Below are 15,526 nucleotides of genomic sequence, written 5' to 3' on the forward strand. Positions count from 1 at the left end.
TGGAGATTTTTACTGTTTCTTATCCGCTCCCTATGGATTGAGCGGTAGATAGGATGTTAAGTTATGAATAGTCATTCATTATTTGTTGAAGTTTCAGAAAATTGTGTATAGAATAGAAGATACTAACCGTTTGGTATGTTATGGAAAGGAGGAAAAGGAATGGACTTTGATTATTCCGATCACGTAAAAAGTTACCTTGATAAACTCCGTTCGTTTATGGAGGAACAGGTTTATCCAAGTGAGCGGGTGTTTGAAGAGCAATTGGCTGCCCAGGACGACCGGTTTTCGCAGGTACCTCCTGTTTTGGAAGAGTTAAAAGCGAAAGCAAAGAAAGCAGGACTTTGGAATTTATTCTTTCCTGATAATACATATGGTGCGGGGTTAACGAATTTAGAATATGCACCTCTTTGCGAAGAAATGGGACGCTCTCTAATCGGTCCCGAAGTCTTCAACTGCAATGCTCCGGATACGGGAAACATGGAAGTTCTTGCACGTTATGGGAGTGAGGATCAAAAGGAACGGTGGCTGCTGCCGCTGCTCAATGGGGAAATCCGGTCCTGCTTTTCCATGACAGAGCCGGATGTTGCTTCCTCTGATGCCACCAATATCGAGGCAAGCATTACGAGGGATGGAGATGAATACGTTCTACATGGACGAAAATGGTGGTCTTCAGGAGCCGGCGATCCGAGGTGCGCATTTGCCATTTTCATGGGGAAGACCAGTCCTGATGCTCCACGCCATGAACAGCAGTCGATGGTTCTCGTTCCGTTGAATACGCCTGGCGTTCAAATCAAACGGATGCTCCCTGTGTTCGGATATGATCACGCGCCTCATGGCCATGCAGAAATCGATTTCCAGAGTGTTCGTGTCCCCGCAGAAAACATGATTTGGGGAGAAGGGAAGGGATTCGCTATTGCCCAGGGACGTCTCGGTCCTGGAAGAATTCATCATTGCATGCGGTTAATCGGAGCTGGAGAACGTGCCCTTGAGGAATTATGTAAGCGCGTTCAAAAGAGGGAGGCTTTCCATCGTCCGCTGGCTGATCAAGGAGTGATCAGGGAATGGGTCGCAGACTCCCGCATTGAACTTGAACAAGCCAGGCTTCTTACGTTGAAGGCAGCTTATATGATGGATACGGTCGGAAATAAAGAAGCAAAAACGGAGATTGCGATGATTAAGGTCGTGGCTCCGAATATGGCATTAAAAGTCATCGACAGGGCGATTCAAGCTCATGGTGCTGCAGGTGTGAGCAATGATTTTACACTGGCTGCCCAATGGGCGAATTCTCGAACGTTAAGGCTTGCAGATGGTCCGGACGAAGTACATCGGAGGCAGATAGCCAAACTGGAATTATCCAAGTATAAGGAGTGAGACTATGCATGTGAAGGATCTTTTCGATTTGAAAGGTAAAACGGCTCTCGTAACAGGGGGTGGTCGAGGCCTTGGGGAGCAGATTGCCGAGGGGCTTGCTGAAGCTGGAGCTGATCTAGTTATCTGTTCACGTAAAAAAGAAGCCTGTGAACAAACGGCTCTCAGGTTGGAAGATGAGTGTGGTGGGAAGGTCGTCGCTCTTGAGTGTGATGTCACAATCCCATCCCATGTCGATCGAGTCGTCGAGGAGGCAATAGCTGAGTTCGGAACGATCGATATTTTAGTCAACAACAGTGGAGCCACGTGGGGAGCCCCTTCTTTAGAAATGCCACTAGAAGCATTCCAGAAGGTAATGAATGTGAATGTGACCGGAACATTCCTCATGTCTCAAAAGGTAGGGGAACATATGGTCAAACAAAAATCAGGCAAGATCATCAACATTGCTTCTGTTGCAGGTTTAGGTGGTGCCGATCCAAGATTCATGGAAACGGTGGGGTATAACGCAAGCAAAGGTGCTGTCATCACGTTTACAAAAGATCTTGCGGTTAAGTGGGGCATGCATAACATTCAGGTGAATGCCCTGGCGCCTGGCTTTTTTCCCACAAAAATGTCTAGAGGTGTACTCGAACAAGGAGGGGACTTCATTCTTGATCGTACCCCGCTTGGGCGGTTCGGATCAGAGGAAGATTTAAAGGGCGCAGCGCTATTCCTGGCTAGCCGGGCATCTGATTATGTAACAGGGGATGTGCTTGTAGTTGACGGGGGGATGCATGCCTCTTGTTGATTTTACTTTTTTAAAGGCAGGGAGATTGTAGTGAAAGAAAAAATGATGGACACCATGATCGAACTGTTCGGTAAGAAAGGGTTCCAGGGCACTTCGATTCAGGATATTGTCACAGCAAATGGAGTAACGAAAGGGACTTTTTACTATTATTTCAAAAGCAAAGAGGATGCGCTCGTTCAGATCCATGAAACATTTATCGATCATCTGTTAGAGGAGCAGGAGAGCGTTCTATACAACCACCATTTATCGAATCATGAAAAACTGCATCTATTTGTAGAATTGTTAATCCGAAATATCCGTACGAATGGCCATAGTGCGCTCGTATTTTTCCAGGAAATGAGGCACTTGAGTGAAGAGAAGACTGCTCTCATTCTACCGAAACGTCATCAGTTTCAAAAAAACATCCAAAAGGTGTTGGAAGAAGGGAAATGCATGGGAGAATTTAATAAAAGTATGCGTGCCGACATGATTTCCTATGCTGTGCTTGGTATGGCGAATTGGAGTTATTTTTGGTTTGATCCTGATGGTGAAGTGGATGAAAGGACACTGATTGATTTGTATATGAAGATGATTCTTAGTGGAATTGAAGAACGAGGAGGAAACGTATGACCATTGAAAAAATGACGGTGGTTGGAGCAGGAAGCATGGGGCATCAAATTGCCATGCTCGGAGCGTTGGCCGGGTTTAAAACCACCCTTCAGGATATCAGTGAGGATGCTCTAACTGCAGCGGAAGAGAAACTGTCAGTCATCATGGATAAATGGGTCAAAAAGAATAAACTTTCCAGTCTGGCTAAGAACGAGGCTTTTCAGCGACTCAAATTCACTACAGATCTCCATGAAGCGGTGGAGGACACGGACCTTGTTATTGAGGCCGTCGTTGAAAAGTTGGAAGTAAAAAGACAAGTATTCGCAGCCATGGACAAAGCTGCTCCTTCCCATACGATTTTTGCTACTAATTCTTCGACAATGGTGAGTTCCCTGATTGCAGATGCTACCTCAAGGCCTGAAAACATTTGCAACATGCACTTCTTTTTTCCACCACTCGTTATGGATTGTGTCGAAGTTGTCCAGGGAGAACATACGTCAAAAGAGACGGTTACAACGGCGATGAAAGTATGCGAAGCCATGGACCGCACGGCGGTTCTTCTGCAAAAAGAAATCTCGGGGTTTGTAGCTAACCGGATCCTGTTTGCTATCCAAAAAGAAGCGATGAACTTATATGAAGGTGGATATGCAGATTTTGAGGATATCGATAAAATTGTGAAAAAAGCTTTGAATCATCCGATCGGCCCTTTTGAATTAATGGATTTGTCAGGGATCGATGTAGGCTATTATGTGATGCAGCAGCAGTATCAGGAAACAGGGGACCCGAATGACCGGCCTTCTGCCACCCTGGAGGAAAAAATGAAAGCCGGCGATATTGGAAGGAAGACCGGAAAGGGATTTTATCGTTACGATTCCAAAGTGATGCGTTGAGGGGGAGAAAGAATGCATGAAATTGAAGTGAACGTCAGGTTTTGTGAAACGGATTTGCTGGGTCATGTGAACAATAATAATTTTTTTGTGTACATGGAAGATGCCAGGATTCGCTTTTTTAATGATTTAGCATTAGTGGGAGATGATTGGAATTTCATTCTCGCCTCTACGAAGTGTGACTTCATCAAACAAGTATATTTTAACCAGACCCTGGTCATTCGAAGTCATGTTGTGAAAATCGGCCGGTCAAGTTTTCATTTAGAGCAGGAGATGTTCGAAAAGGAGTCAGGCGAACGGGTGGCAACGGGGATGTCTGTCATTGTTCAATTCGATTTCGAGCAGCAGCAAAGCGTCGCTCTGACGGATGATATGAAATCGGTTTTGTCTTCTTATCAAATGGCAGCTCAATAAGGAGGTTCTTCATGGCTTATACACAAGATACTAGGCCCGTCCGTCGAGGAGAAGAGCTGAATATCGGAAAACTGGAACATTTTTTAAGACAAAAACTGGATATCCCGTCAGAAGAAATAGTGATCAGGCAGTTCGGCGCGGGACATTCTAATTTAACCTATGAACTGACAGCGGGAGAATGGAAAGCGGTATTAAGACGGCCGCCCATTGGTCCTGTTGCCCCGAAGGCTCACGACATGGAGCGTGAATTTAAGGTTCTGCAATCCTTATATCCTGTTTTTCCTTTGGCACCTGAACCTTACCTTTTTGAAGAAGGGGATGTGCTTGGCTGCCCATTTTTCCTCATGGAACGGCGGGCAGGGAACGTTTATGATCAAGCGCTTCCTGAAAGTGTGAAGGGTGAAGGTGTGATTGGGGAGAAAGTTTCTGCAGCAATGGTCGACCGGCTGGTGGAACTACATTCATTGGATTACCGTGAAACTTCCTTGATGGAAATGGTAAAGCCGGCTGGCTTTATGGAAAGACAGGTCCATGGATGGATCCAAAGGTATGATAAAGCCAGAACAGATGATGTTGTATCAGGAGCCCGCTTGAAGCAGTGGCTGATCGATCATCTTCCTGCATCTGTCGAGGCATCTATTATCCATTATGACTACAAATTGAATAATGCCATGTTCAGTTATGATGATCCATCAAAAATGATCGGATTGTTTGACTGGGAAATGACAACCGTGGGAGATCCTCTAGTGGATGTCGGTGCGGCTATGAGTTATTGGATTCAGGATGACGATCCGGACCTGTTGAAAACAGGATTGGGACATACGCCGGTCACTGTTCAAAAAGGTTTTTACACAAGAGATGAATTCATCCACAGCTATGCGGTGAAAAGCGGTCGTGATTTAGATGGCATTGACTTTTATTTGACCTTCGCATATTTCAAACTGGCGGGGATTGTCCAGCAGATCTACTACCGTTACAAACAGGGGCAGACAAAAGATCCAAGGTTCGCGAGTATGGATGTCTTTGTAAACGGATTGATCCGTCATGCGGAACAAACAGCAGGCCTCTAATATGGGAACAGTCGAAATCCTTTTTAAAAAAGAAGACATTAAGCCGGAAGAGCTCAAAGGGAAAGTAGTCGTTGTATTTGATATATTATTTGCGACTTCGACCATTACAGCAGCGATCGCTGATGGAGCTTTCAGTGTAATACCGGTTTACAATGCAGATGAAGCCCGCCGGAAGTCGAAGACCTTTCAATCGTCCTTCTTAATGGCGGGCGAAGATCAAGGGAGAAAAATTGATGGGTTCGAACCTCCATTGCGGACTTACTTAAAACCGGTCATAAAAAATAAACATCTCTTACTGACAACGACGAATGGAACGGTAGCTCTGCATCAATCGAGGAAGGCATCTGCTTTATATGCTTCCTCCCTTTTGAATAACCCTTACATGGCTGATCATATGATTTCCCGTCATCCAGGGGAGGAAGTCGTTCTCGTGTGTGCAGGTTCAAGTGGTAAATATTCTGTGGAAGACTTCTACGGGGCAGGGAGTCTTGTCTATTACATGCAAAAGCAACATGAATGGGAACTATCGGATGCTGCGATGACCGCTCTCGGTTTTTACAAATCCACAGATAGAGCTCAAGATTTACTGAGAAATTGCAGGGTAGGTAAAATGTTGTTGAAAGCCGGTCTTGATCCGAAGGAAATCGATTTTGCAGCACAGGAGGGGGCGTTCCCAACCGTGCTGACGTATGACCGGAAAACCGGTCAAATTAAGGAGGAAACATAAGATGGCAGTTCATCACGACGTTCGAGGTGGACAATTCCTGATTGGACAGACGACTGAGGGGGCTGTGTTCACGCCGGAAGATCGTAGCGATGAACAAAGGATGATAGGAGCCACTGCTCGACAATTTATTACCCGGGAAATTCACCCGAACATGAAGCAAATAGAGAACGGTGATTTTGATTTTGTTGCGGAAAAAATGAGGCTGGCCGGCGAGTTGGGTCTTCTTGGACATAGTATTCCTGAATGTTATGGAGGACTTGGTCTGGATAAAATCAGCAAAGGAATAGTTGGAGAAGCTCTGGGAAGTGGAGGTGGTTATAGTGTCGCTCATTCCAACCATACATGTATCGCCACCTTACCCATCACCTATTTCGGAACGGCTCGCCAAAAGGAGAAATATCTGCCGAAGCTTGCTTCTGGTGAATTCATAGGAGCATATTGTCTAACAGAACCTGAGGCTGGTTCCGATGCTCTTTCGGCAAGGACTACGGCAGTTTTGAATGATAGCGGCTCCCATTATCTACTGAATGGCACGAAGATCTATATTACTAATGCTGCATTTTCGGATACTTTTATCGTTTATGCGAAGGTGGACGGGCAGCATTTTTCCGCTTTTATTGTTGAGAAAGACTTTCCTGGTTTGTTCGTTGGACCGGAAGAACAGAAGATGGGGATTAAAGGTTCCTCGACCTGCTCCATCATTCTGGATCATTGCGAGGTCCCCGTGGAGAATTTGTTAGGGGATGTTGGAAAGGGGCATTTGATAGCTCTCAATGTTCTCAACTTAGGCAGGTTCAACTTGGGATTTGCCACATTAGGGGCTTCCAAATATGCTTTCCAGCAGGGAATCTCCCATATCAAGGAACGGAAACAATTTAACAGGAGGATTGCTGATTTTCCTGCGACGAAGGAAAAAATCACGGGCATGGCTGTCCAAATGTATGGTGTTGAGTCCTTGCTTTACCGCTCAGGTGGTCATATAGAGGCTTCCCTTTATAATCATGATGATACGGAGGAAACCAAATCGACAGCTAAGGCGATGAATGAACACCGAATAGAAGCAGCGATATGCAAAGTTACAGGTTCGGAAACCTTGGATAAAGTGGTGGATGACGTTCTTCAGCTCCATGGAGGAGCAGGGTTTATGAAAGATTATCCGATTGAACAGGCATACCGGGATTCAAGAATCAACAGGATTTTTGAAGGAACGAATGAAATTAACCGGCTCTTGATTCCATCTGCGTTTCTTCAAAAAGCAGCCAAAGGTGAGTTTTCTGCAGTCACCCTTATGGAAAGAGCAGAGTTTTCTTTAAAGAATGGTGGGTTCAAAAATTCTGACTCAGGGCTTGAAGCCGTTGCTTTATTTAAGGATTTATTTTTGGTGAGTGCTGGAACAGCCTTCAGGATATATGGGGAAAGCATCAAAGAAGAACAGGAAGTATTAATGAAATTAGCTGATGTTGCGATAGAAATATATAAGGTCGAGTCTGCTGTTATTCGTACGGGAAAAGCCGCGAGGGCACAGGATCCAGAGCTTGATTTAAAAGAGATGCTGACTACCGCTTTAATTGAACAGTCGGCATTGGACGTCCAAAAGTCCATGACCCAGCTGTTATCCGCATTGCTGAATGGAGAGGAGCGTGTTCAAACCCTTCGTCGTATGAGCCTACTATTCAGCGAATATCAAGAAGAAGGATCTATTGAGAGGAACCGCAGGGTAGCTGATCGAATGATTGAGGCAGGACAATATATATCGTAAAAAGGAGAGGGCAGGATGAAATTAGGAAATGAACATGTGACGGTTGATTTGAAAGGACCTGTATTAAGTTGTGTATTAAACAGACCGGAAGCTCTTAATGCATTCTCAGATCAAATGATTCTCGGACTTCAGGAAGCGGTCACGGAGGCTGAAAAAAACGATGAAGTGAAAGTTGTCGTTCTATCAGGGAGCGGGCGTTCTTTTTCTGCGGGAGGGGACGTGAAGTCCATGGGCTCTGGAGATGCGCAGCAATTGTATGACCATGTTGGCGAGCTGAATCGATTAATTTTAAAAATAAAAGATTTAGCTAAACCTGTGATCGCAGTTGTTCATGGGTACGCGGCCGGTGCCGGTTTCAATCTCGCTCTCGCCTGTGATCAAATCCTTGCAGGAGAAGAAAGTAAATTCGTTCTTAGTTTTGCACAGGTAGGGCTCGTAGCGGATGGAGGAGGCCATTACTTCCTGTCCAGACTGATCGGACCTTATCGTACAAAAGAGCTGTTATTCCGGGCAGAACCGATTCCTGTAGAGACAGCTGCTGAGTGGGGGCTGGTCAACCGGGTAATCCCACTTGCAGATTTAGAGGAAGAAGCTATGAATTACGCACTTACTCTTTCCAAAGGTCCGGGAAGAGCTATGGGGATGATGAAAAAAATCGTCGATCAGGCAGAGCAGTCTGATCTTGCTTCGATCCTTGAACAGGAAAGAATCACCCAGGCTATGATGGTATCGACGGAAGATCATAAAGAAGGTGTGCAGGCTTTCAAAGATAAAAGGAAACCTAATTTCGTAGGTAGATAAGGAGGGAGAAAATGAAGGCCATTCAATTCGAAGACTACGGAGGTCCCGAGGTGCTGCACCAGGTGGAGATCGATGTCCCGACGCTTGAGGAGGGTGAGGTCCTGGTTAAGGTTCAAGCCATCGGTGTAAACTATGCGGATACCGCAAGACGAGAAGGAGCGTATGTCGTTCCTACCCCACTTCCATTTGTTCCAGGTGCCGAAGTAGCAGGAGTCATAGAGGAAACAGGGCCAGGAGCCAGTCGTTTCCATAAAGGCGACCGTGTAGTTACCCTTATTGGTTCAGGCGGCTATGCGGAATATGTGAAAACAAAAGAGAAGACCTTGATTCCCATACCAAATGAAATGACTGATGAGACGGCCGTCGCTCTGCCTTTGCAAGGGCTTACCGCTTATCATATTCTATTGACAATGGGGCGCATGCGGGTAGGGGAAACGGTACTTGTTCACGCTGCAGCAGGTGGCGTAGGGTCTCTTGCTGTCCAACTTGCCAGGAAATTTGGTGCTGGACGAGTGATTGCCACGGCCAGCACGGATGAAAAGTTGACTTACGCTTTGGGTCTAGGTGCAGATCACGCGGTTAATTATACGAATACAGAGTGGTGGGACGAAGTGCTCTCCCTTACTGGTGGTAACGGGGTGGATATCGCTCTTGAAATGGTCGGCGGAAGCATTTTTCAGGAGACAGTGAAATGTATGAGTCCCTTCGGTAGAATCGTGGTATATGGTGCAGCGAGCGGAGAACCTGCGCATCTGTATCCCGCTGGTCTCATGAATAGGAATTTATCTGTCATCGGTTTCTTCCTGCCTCAAGTGATGAAAAAAAAGAAACTCTTTCAAGAGAGTTTAAATCAATTGTTGGAAATGGCAGTGACAGGTGAACTGAAGATGACCATCGGAGGCGTATTTCCATTGAGTGAAGCTTCCCATGTCCATGAGAGCCTACAGGGGAGAAAAACCAAAGGGAAACTCATTCTAAAGCCATAAATGATGAAAAGACGACAGACATGTACTGTCGTCTTTTTTATGCAGGAAGAAGCGTGGATTGTGTCGAATACATGGACCACAGAAGGAAAAGGGGGAAGAAATATGTTTGCGTACAAAGTTGATGAAGAACTATCATTAAAAATGATTGATCATCGTGATGCACAAGAATTGTTTGAATTATCGGATCATTCCAGAGAACATATCCGGACTTGGCTGCCGTGGATCGATGTTACGAACGAAGTCGAAGATACTAGAAATTACATAAAAATGAGTCTGCAGCGATATGCAGAGAACAACGGTCTGACGATTCTCATCCTCTTTAATGGAAGGATTGCAGGGGTGGTGGACTTTCATGAAATCGATGAAAAAAACAAAGTGACAAGCATTGGGTACTGGATGGGGGTAGAGCATAAAGGGAAAGGGCTTCTTACCCGTGCCTGTCGCGTCCTATTTCAATACGCCTTCGATACCCTTGGAATGAACCGCATCGAAATACGCGCAGCTTCAAAAAATATTAAAAGCCGGGGAGTTCCCGAGCGTCTTGGGTTTAAGCAGGAAGGCACGATTCGTCAGGCAGCTCTTCTTTATGGGGAGTATACAGATCATGTCGTCTATGGGATGTTAAAAGAAGACTGGAAGGATATAGGAGGCAGCCTGTGAAAAATATTATGGTTACTCATCTCCAAGAGAAAAGTCCGGTGAAAAAAGAATGTGAAGATGCATTTGTTCTAAATGATGCAGCCTGTATATATGGGGTGTTGGATGGAGCAACACCTCTCGTCTGTTTTCAAGATGAAGATGGACATAATGGAGCTTATCTGGCTGCGCAAATCTTCAAAGAGCGTTTGGAACGCATGGAAAAGGAAGAAAATCTGGTTGAAGTAGTGAGCGAAGCGAACGTTTTACTGAAAGAAAAGATGGACGACTATTCTATACGGACAGACCTTGGTGAGGAACGATGGTCCACATGTTTGGCAGCTGTGGAGATCACAGAGAACTGGATTTATTTCGTTCAACTTGGAGACTGTATGATTCTTTCTGGAGATGCAGAGGGGAACTGTATGGTGGTTACGAAAGATTCGGTAAAAGGAATTAGCTTAAGGGCTGAACGGAAACGGGGAGAAGATCGGAAAAGGGGAAGGGATCTTCCTCCTGAGAGATACTTTGATATACGTCTGAACAGACTTCGCTACAACAGGCGTTTAGCGAATATGGAAGAAGGCTACACCGTTGCAAACGGGATGCCGGAAGTAATGGATCATCTTGACTACGGGGCGTTCAAGCGAGAGGGAGGACAGAAGTTACTGATTCTCTCGGATGGTCTTTTTCATCCGGACCTTACCCTTGAAGAGACCTATTATCAAATTGAGGAGGTGGGTCTTGCCCCTTATATCGAAGAGTTGACAAATCACCTCCAGCATCAAGGGGGGCACATCGATGATAGGACTGCGATATGGATTGAACTAGAATAGAGGATTCCTGAAAAAGGAACCCTCTATTTTTTGTTCATTTTACGAGAGCCAACACGAAACCATCGTAGCCTTTACTTCCGACCGTTTGAAAAGCAGTGGCATCGAGATTGGGATGAGTGTTCAACAAATCAAACATTTCTCTGATTCCCTGAACGCTCTTATCATCACTTTCCTTATCCAATACTTTTCCATCTCTGACGACATTATCAACAAGAATCGCTGTACCTGGCTGGGAGAGTTTCAATACTTCCTCGATATAGCGGCTATTGTTGTTTTTATCAGCATCAACAAAAATAAAGTCAAAAGGTTCCCGTTCAGAGAGCGTGGGCAGCGTATCCAAAGCAGGTCCTACGATCACTTCCACTCGATTTTCGAATCCTGTTTCTTTAAGATTACGACTGGCTACTTCCGCGTGTTTCGGGTTGAATTCGAGGGTGGTGACTTTCCCATGACCTGGCAGTGCTTTTGCCATCCAGATTGTACTGTAGCCTCCTAGTGTGCCGATTTCCAGAACATTTGCTGCGGCTTTCATTTTTATAAAGAAGTGAAGCAATTTCCCTTGTAATGGAGAAACATCAATTGCGGGTAGACCTGCTTGTTCGTTTTCTTTATGCACCTGCTTCATGAGGGAGTCTTCGGGTAATAACCGGTCGATGAAATATTGATCTACGTGTTTCCATGTATCGTGCTCATTCAAAATGATCACTCCTTATTTATCGTTAGGTTCAGTGTAAGACTCATTCAGGAAAAAAACGAGAGAAAAGGGTTTGTCTTGTAACGATGGGTGTGGCGTAGGTCCAATTCATATCCTGGACAACTTCTCACAAGTCCTATGAATATGAAGCATGATTCGATTCAAAGAAAAAGAGCTCAGTAGAACTGAGCTCTCAGAGGGGTTAACTGAACAGTTGCGGAATGCCTTGAATGAGCGACATCGCCCCCATGAAGGACATGGCAATTACGATAAGAACACCGAATATAGTCAGCCAAAGAGGGTGTTTATAATCTCCGACGATTCGCTGCTTGTATGCAGCCACAAGCATAACGCCAAGAGCTATCGGAAGGATCAATCCATTCAATGAACCGACAAGGATCAAGACTTTGACGGGTTTACCTACGGAAACAAAAACAGTCGTGGAAAGGACGATGAACCCGACGATGAACCACTTATGATATTTGTTGATCGTTTTACTGAATGTTCGAATGAAAGATACGGATGTATAGGCAGCCCCTACGACAGACGTTACGGCTGCAGCCCACATGATGACACCAAATATCTTATATCCGATGTTTCCAGCGGCTGCCTGGAATACGGAGGCTGGCGGGTTTTCAGGGTTCAACGTGAAGCCGGAAGCGACGACGCCTAAAGATGCCAGGAATAGGAAAATACGCATAATCGAGGCGATTCCTATGGCGGAAACTGAGCTTTTCGTTACCTGAGGAAGAGCTTTCTTCCCTTTTACCCCTGCATCTAAGAGGCGGTGTCCACCCGCAAAGGTGATATAACCGCCAACGGTTCCACCGACAAGTGTGATAATGGCAAGAAAATCAATCGTGTCCGGGACAAATGTCTTGGAAATGGCCTCTCCGACAGGGGGTTGGGCAGAAAACATGACGAAGATCGTCAAGGCAATCATAACGAACCCTGCAATTTGTGCAAACCGGTCCATGACTTTACCAGCCTCACGCACGAGGAAGACAGCAACAGCGACAATACCGCTGAATAAAGCTCCCATTTCCGGGGAAATGCCGAAAAGGACATTCGTGCCAAGTCCTGCTCCGGCAATGTTTCCAATGTTAAACGCTAATCCACCAGCGACGATGAGGACAGATAAAAAGACTCCAAGTCCTGGGAGTAAGCTGTTGGCGATGTCTTGAGCAGGCTTTTCTGAAACGGCTATGATTCGCCATATGTTCAGCTGAGCTCCAATATCAATGATGATCGATATAAGGATGACAAAGCCAAAACTTGCAGCAAGTTGTTCCGTAAAATGAGTCGTTTGTGTCAGGAAGCCAGGGCCGATAGCAGATGTTGCCATAAGGAACGCGGCTCCTAACAGGAGACTTCTCGTAGATTGTTCTTTCATAGGGGGATCTCCTTTGCATTAAATAGTAGGTTGGTATACGCAGCTTCCATTACTTCGTGAGAAATTGACCAATGGATTGAAGTTTGATTTCTGAATCTTTCAGAGCTTCTGTAATATAGCGTGCGAATTCTATGGCACTTGCTCCATCTCCATGGATACAAATGGTTTGAGCCTCGATGTCAATATCAGAGTGATCGACTGTCCGAACTTTGTTCTCTTTGATCATACGGATGACTTGATCGACGGCCTGCGTATGGTCCGTAATAAGAGCATTCGCTTCTCGACGTGAAGTGAGGGTTCCATCCGGCTGATAGGTACGATCAGAAAACACTTCACTTGCTGTCTTGAGACCTTTTTCTCGGCCTGCTTTTACTAGTTCGCTACCTGCGAGCCCGAAAAGGACGAGTTCAGGATCTACATCGTAGACGGCCCGGGCAATCGCTGCTGATAACTGTGGATCTTTTGCTGCCATGTTAAAGAGGGCGCCGTGAGGCTTAACATGCTGCAAGTTTCCGCCTTCTGTATCCACAAAACCTTTAAGAGCACCGATTTGGTAAACGACCATATCATATGCTTCCTCTTCAGAAATATCCATCGGTCTCCTGCCGAACCCTGATAGGTCCGGCAGACCGGGATGAGCACCGATCCCAACGTTATGCTCCAAAGCCATAGCCACGGTCTTTCTCATGATCGTTGGATCGCCTGCATGATAACCGCACGCGATATTCGCTGATGTTACATATTTTAATATCTCTTCATCACGGCCAATAGTATATCGGCCGAAACTTTCACCCATGTCACAATTCAAATCCACAATATGCATATATTCTCCTCCTTAATGAAGCTTGGATATTATTCCTCTCTCTAACTGCTTCAAATTTCTTTCTTCTTCCAGAAGCAGCTGTTGGGCTTTTTCATGTGTAATGAGGGAGAACCTCATAGAATCTCCGGGACGCATCTGTGCAATTTTTGGCAGATCGACGGAAGCTACTTGGGCGATTTTCGGGTAGCCGCCCGTCGTTTGATGGTCAGCCAAAAGTACGATTGGATTGCCATCTGGAGGTACTTGAACTGTACCGAACATGACGGCTTCTGAGATGATATCTTTTTTCACTTTAAGGCTTAACGATGAGCCATTTAAACGGTAGCCCATACGGTCGGATTTAGAATCGATTTGAAACCCGTCTTTAAAAAAGAGTTCTTTGCTTTCCTCTGTGAAAAGATCGATTTCTCTGCCTGGTATCACTCGAATTGGGTGTTCGTCAGTGATGTACTCTGTGAATTCAGGGGCGACAAACCAAGGGAAGGCTGTAAAAGGCTGAGCCTTCTTCAATGGTGGCAGCTGTTCGTTCAAACGTTCGGAACGTAAACTCATGTTCCCTCGCTCTAGGCGGTCACCTTTTTCCATTGTCCGCCCTTCAAAACCCCCGATGTTGGCCCTGAGATAAGTGGAAGAACTGCCCATCACTTGTTTCACTTTAAAGCCCCCTGATATGGAAAGGTAGCTTCTGAATCCTTGTTTTGGCTGACCGAAGCGGAGCTCACTTCCTTTTTTTATGTATACAGGTTTCCACATTGAAACGCTTTCACCATCGATAATTGGAGTAAGGTTACCTCCACATAAGGCGATGAGTGCATCTTCTTCAAATTCCAGCACCGGCCCCATAAGTGTAATTTCCAACGTAGCCTCGTTTTCTGAATTACCTACGAGAAGATTTGCAATTCGGTGAGCTTTCAAATCCATAGCTCCGCTCACGATGACCCCGTCTTTTTGGTAACCATACCGGCCTGTATCCTGAAGAGTCGTCATCAATCCTGATTTCAATACGGAAATCATTTGCCCTCCTCCTTTAATCTTTCATATTCCGTTTCATTAATGCGTGTAAAACGAATCCGGTCTCCAGCTTGAAGGAGGGAAGGATGCTCTCTCCGAGGATTAAACAGGGCAGAAGGAGTTCTTCCAATCAATTGCCAACCACCGGGTGTTTCAATAGGGTATACGCCTGTCTGTTCACCGGCAATCCCTACGGAACCTGCTGGTATGGAAAGCCTCGGCTCATCACGCCGTGGAGCAGCTATTTTTTTATCCATGCCACCAATATAAGGAAATCCTGGAGCGAAACCAATCATATAAACCAGGTAGTTTCCATTGAGATGGGCCTCAATCACTTCTTCTTCACTCAAGTGATTATGGGAAGCTACAAATGCAAGATCAGGTCCTAAATCTCCCCCATAACAGACCGGGAGCTCAATAGTCCTTGTTTCTGATTCATAAGAGGAGGATTGAGAAAGAAGATTCTGCACCTCATCCCGGGCCCAATCAAACGGGAGCGTGGTTTGGTCATTTAGTTGCTTTGCTATGTAAAAAGGGTCGTAGAGAATAGTCAGTGTAGAAAATGCCGGGATGTATTCAATCATCCACGCGGGTTGTATTTCATCCAGCCTGGCAGCTGTTTGACGTACTAGTTGATTTGTCTTTTCATCAATAGATTCTCCGAAATCTATGATTAGGGACTGATCACCTAGAGGATGAATGCTCGTGTTCAAGTGAAAACCTCCTATGTAGTTTATTGTAGTAGG

General features: G+C 45.5%; 17 protein-coding genes. 12 read left to right on the forward strand and 5 right to left on the reverse strand.

Annotated features, from left to right (window positions below; translation table 11 throughout):
• The first annotated feature begins 159 nt into the window (after window positions 1-159).
• The 12 genes from ACXADE_RS04015 (at window position 160) to ACXADE_RS04070 (ending at window position 10,859) form a co-directional block, all read left to right on the forward strand.
• On the forward strand, window positions 160-1,371 hold the full coding sequence (locus tag ACXADE_RS04015) for an acyl-CoA dehydrogenase family protein (protein WP_474979224.1): 1,212 nt from the start codon (window positions 160-162) through the stop codon (window positions 1,369-1,371).
• A 4-nt stretch (window positions 1,372-1,375) separates the two neighbouring features.
• A complete protein-coding gene (locus ACXADE_RS04020; RefSeq protein WP_474979225.1) occupies window positions 1,376-2,155 on the forward strand; it encodes an SDR family oxidoreductase in 780 nt (259 codons plus the stop codon).
• Window positions 2,156-2,185: 30 nt separating this feature from the next.
• Window positions 2,186-2,764: a TetR/AcrR family transcriptional regulator gene (locus ACXADE_RS04025; RefSeq protein ID WP_474979226.1), complete on the forward strand. Its 579-nt coding sequence runs from the start codon at window positions 2,186-2,188 to the stop codon at window positions 2,762-2,764.
• Complete coding sequence (locus ACXADE_RS04030; protein ID WP_474979227.1) at window positions 2,761-3,633, forward strand: 3-hydroxyacyl-CoA dehydrogenase family protein; 873 nt, start codon at window positions 2,761-2,763, stop codon at window positions 3,631-3,633. The genes ACXADE_RS04025 and ACXADE_RS04030 overlap by 4 nt, the downstream gene beginning before the upstream one ends.
• A gap of 12 nt (window positions 3,634-3,645) precedes the next feature.
• Complete coding sequence (locus ACXADE_RS04035; RefSeq protein ID WP_474979228.1) at window positions 3,646-4,044, forward strand: acyl-CoA thioesterase; 399 nt, start codon at window positions 3,646-3,648, stop codon at window positions 4,042-4,044.
• 11 nt (window positions 4,045-4,055) lie between these two features.
• Entirely contained in the window at window positions 4,056-5,114 is a 1,059-nt protein-coding gene (locus ACXADE_RS04040; protein WP_474979229.1) for a phosphotransferase family protein, read from the forward strand.
• 1 nt (window position 5,115) lies between these two features.
• Window positions 5,116-5,841, forward strand: coding sequence for a 2-phosphosulfolactate phosphatase (locus ACXADE_RS04045; RefSeq protein ID WP_474979230.1), 726 nt, complete (start codon window positions 5,116-5,118; stop codon window positions 5,839-5,841).
• A gap of 1 nt (window position 5,842) precedes the next feature.
• Complete coding sequence (locus tag ACXADE_RS04050; protein WP_474979231.1) at window positions 5,843-7,600, forward strand: acyl-CoA dehydrogenase family protein; 1,758 nt, start codon at window positions 5,843-5,845, stop codon at window positions 7,598-7,600.
• 15 nt (window positions 7,601-7,615) lie between these two features.
• Window positions 7,616-8,401 (forward strand): enoyl-CoA hydratase/isomerase family protein, encoded by a 786-nt coding sequence (locus ACXADE_RS04055; RefSeq protein WP_474979232.1) that lies wholly within the window; start codon window positions 7,616-7,618, stop codon window positions 8,399-8,401.
• 11 nt (window positions 8,402-8,412) lie between these two features.
• The gene (locus tag ACXADE_RS04060; RefSeq protein WP_474979233.1) at window positions 8,413-9,387 is read left to right on the forward strand and encodes a quinone oxidoreductase family protein; all 975 of its coding nucleotides are present in this window, start codon (window positions 8,413-8,415) and stop codon (window positions 9,385-9,387) included.
• Window positions 9,388-9,489: 102 nt separating this feature from the next.
• Window positions 9,490-10,047 (forward strand): GNAT family N-acetyltransferase, encoded by a 558-nt coding sequence (locus tag ACXADE_RS04065; protein ID WP_474979234.1) that lies wholly within the window; start codon window positions 9,490-9,492, stop codon window positions 10,045-10,047.
• Complete coding sequence (locus tag ACXADE_RS04070; RefSeq protein ID WP_474979235.1) at window positions 10,044-10,859, forward strand: protein phosphatase 2C domain-containing protein; 816 nt, start codon at window positions 10,044-10,046, stop codon at window positions 10,857-10,859. The genes ACXADE_RS04065 and ACXADE_RS04070 overlap by 4 nt, the downstream gene beginning before the upstream one ends.
• A 34-nt stretch (window positions 10,860-10,893) precedes the next feature.
• On the opposite strand, the gene ACXADE_RS04075 is transcribed toward ACXADE_RS04070, so the two are convergent.
• The 5 genes from ACXADE_RS04075 to pxpB form a co-directional block, all read right to left on the reverse strand.
• On the reverse strand, window positions 10,894-11,556 hold the full coding sequence (locus tag ACXADE_RS04075) for an O-methyltransferase (RefSeq protein ID WP_474979236.1): 663 nt from the start codon (window positions 11,554-11,556) through the stop codon (window positions 10,894-10,896).
• 199 nt (window positions 11,557-11,755) lie between these two features.
• The gene (locus ACXADE_RS04080) at window positions 11,756-12,946 is read right to left on the reverse strand and encodes an NRAMP family divalent metal transporter (RefSeq protein WP_474979237.1); all 1,191 of its coding nucleotides are present in this window, start codon (window positions 12,944-12,946) and stop codon (window positions 11,756-11,758) included.
• Window positions 12,947-12,995: 49 nt separating this feature from the next.
• Window positions 12,996-13,769 (reverse strand): LamB/YcsF family protein, encoded by a 774-nt coding sequence (locus tag ACXADE_RS04085; protein WP_474979238.1) that lies wholly within the window; start codon window positions 13,767-13,769, stop codon window positions 12,996-12,998.
• 12 nt (window positions 13,770-13,781) lie between these two features.
• Window positions 13,782-14,783 carry a 5-oxoprolinase subunit C family protein gene (locus ACXADE_RS04090; RefSeq protein ID WP_474979239.1) on the reverse strand — a complete coding sequence of 334 codons (1,002 nt, stop codon included), beginning with the start codon at window positions 14,781-14,783 and terminating at the stop codon, window positions 13,782-13,784.
• On the reverse strand, window positions 14,780-15,493 hold the full coding sequence (gene pxpB, locus ACXADE_RS04095; RefSeq protein ID WP_474979240.1) for a 5-oxoprolinase subunit PxpB: 714 nt from the start codon (window positions 15,491-15,493) through the stop codon (window positions 14,780-14,782). Before pxpB ends, ACXADE_RS04090 begins: the two co-directional genes overlap by 4 nt.
• Between the last annotated feature and the right edge of the window lie 33 nt (window positions 15,494-15,526).

The sequence above is a fragment of the Halobacillus sp. ABR2_026 genome (assembly GCF_056158545.1).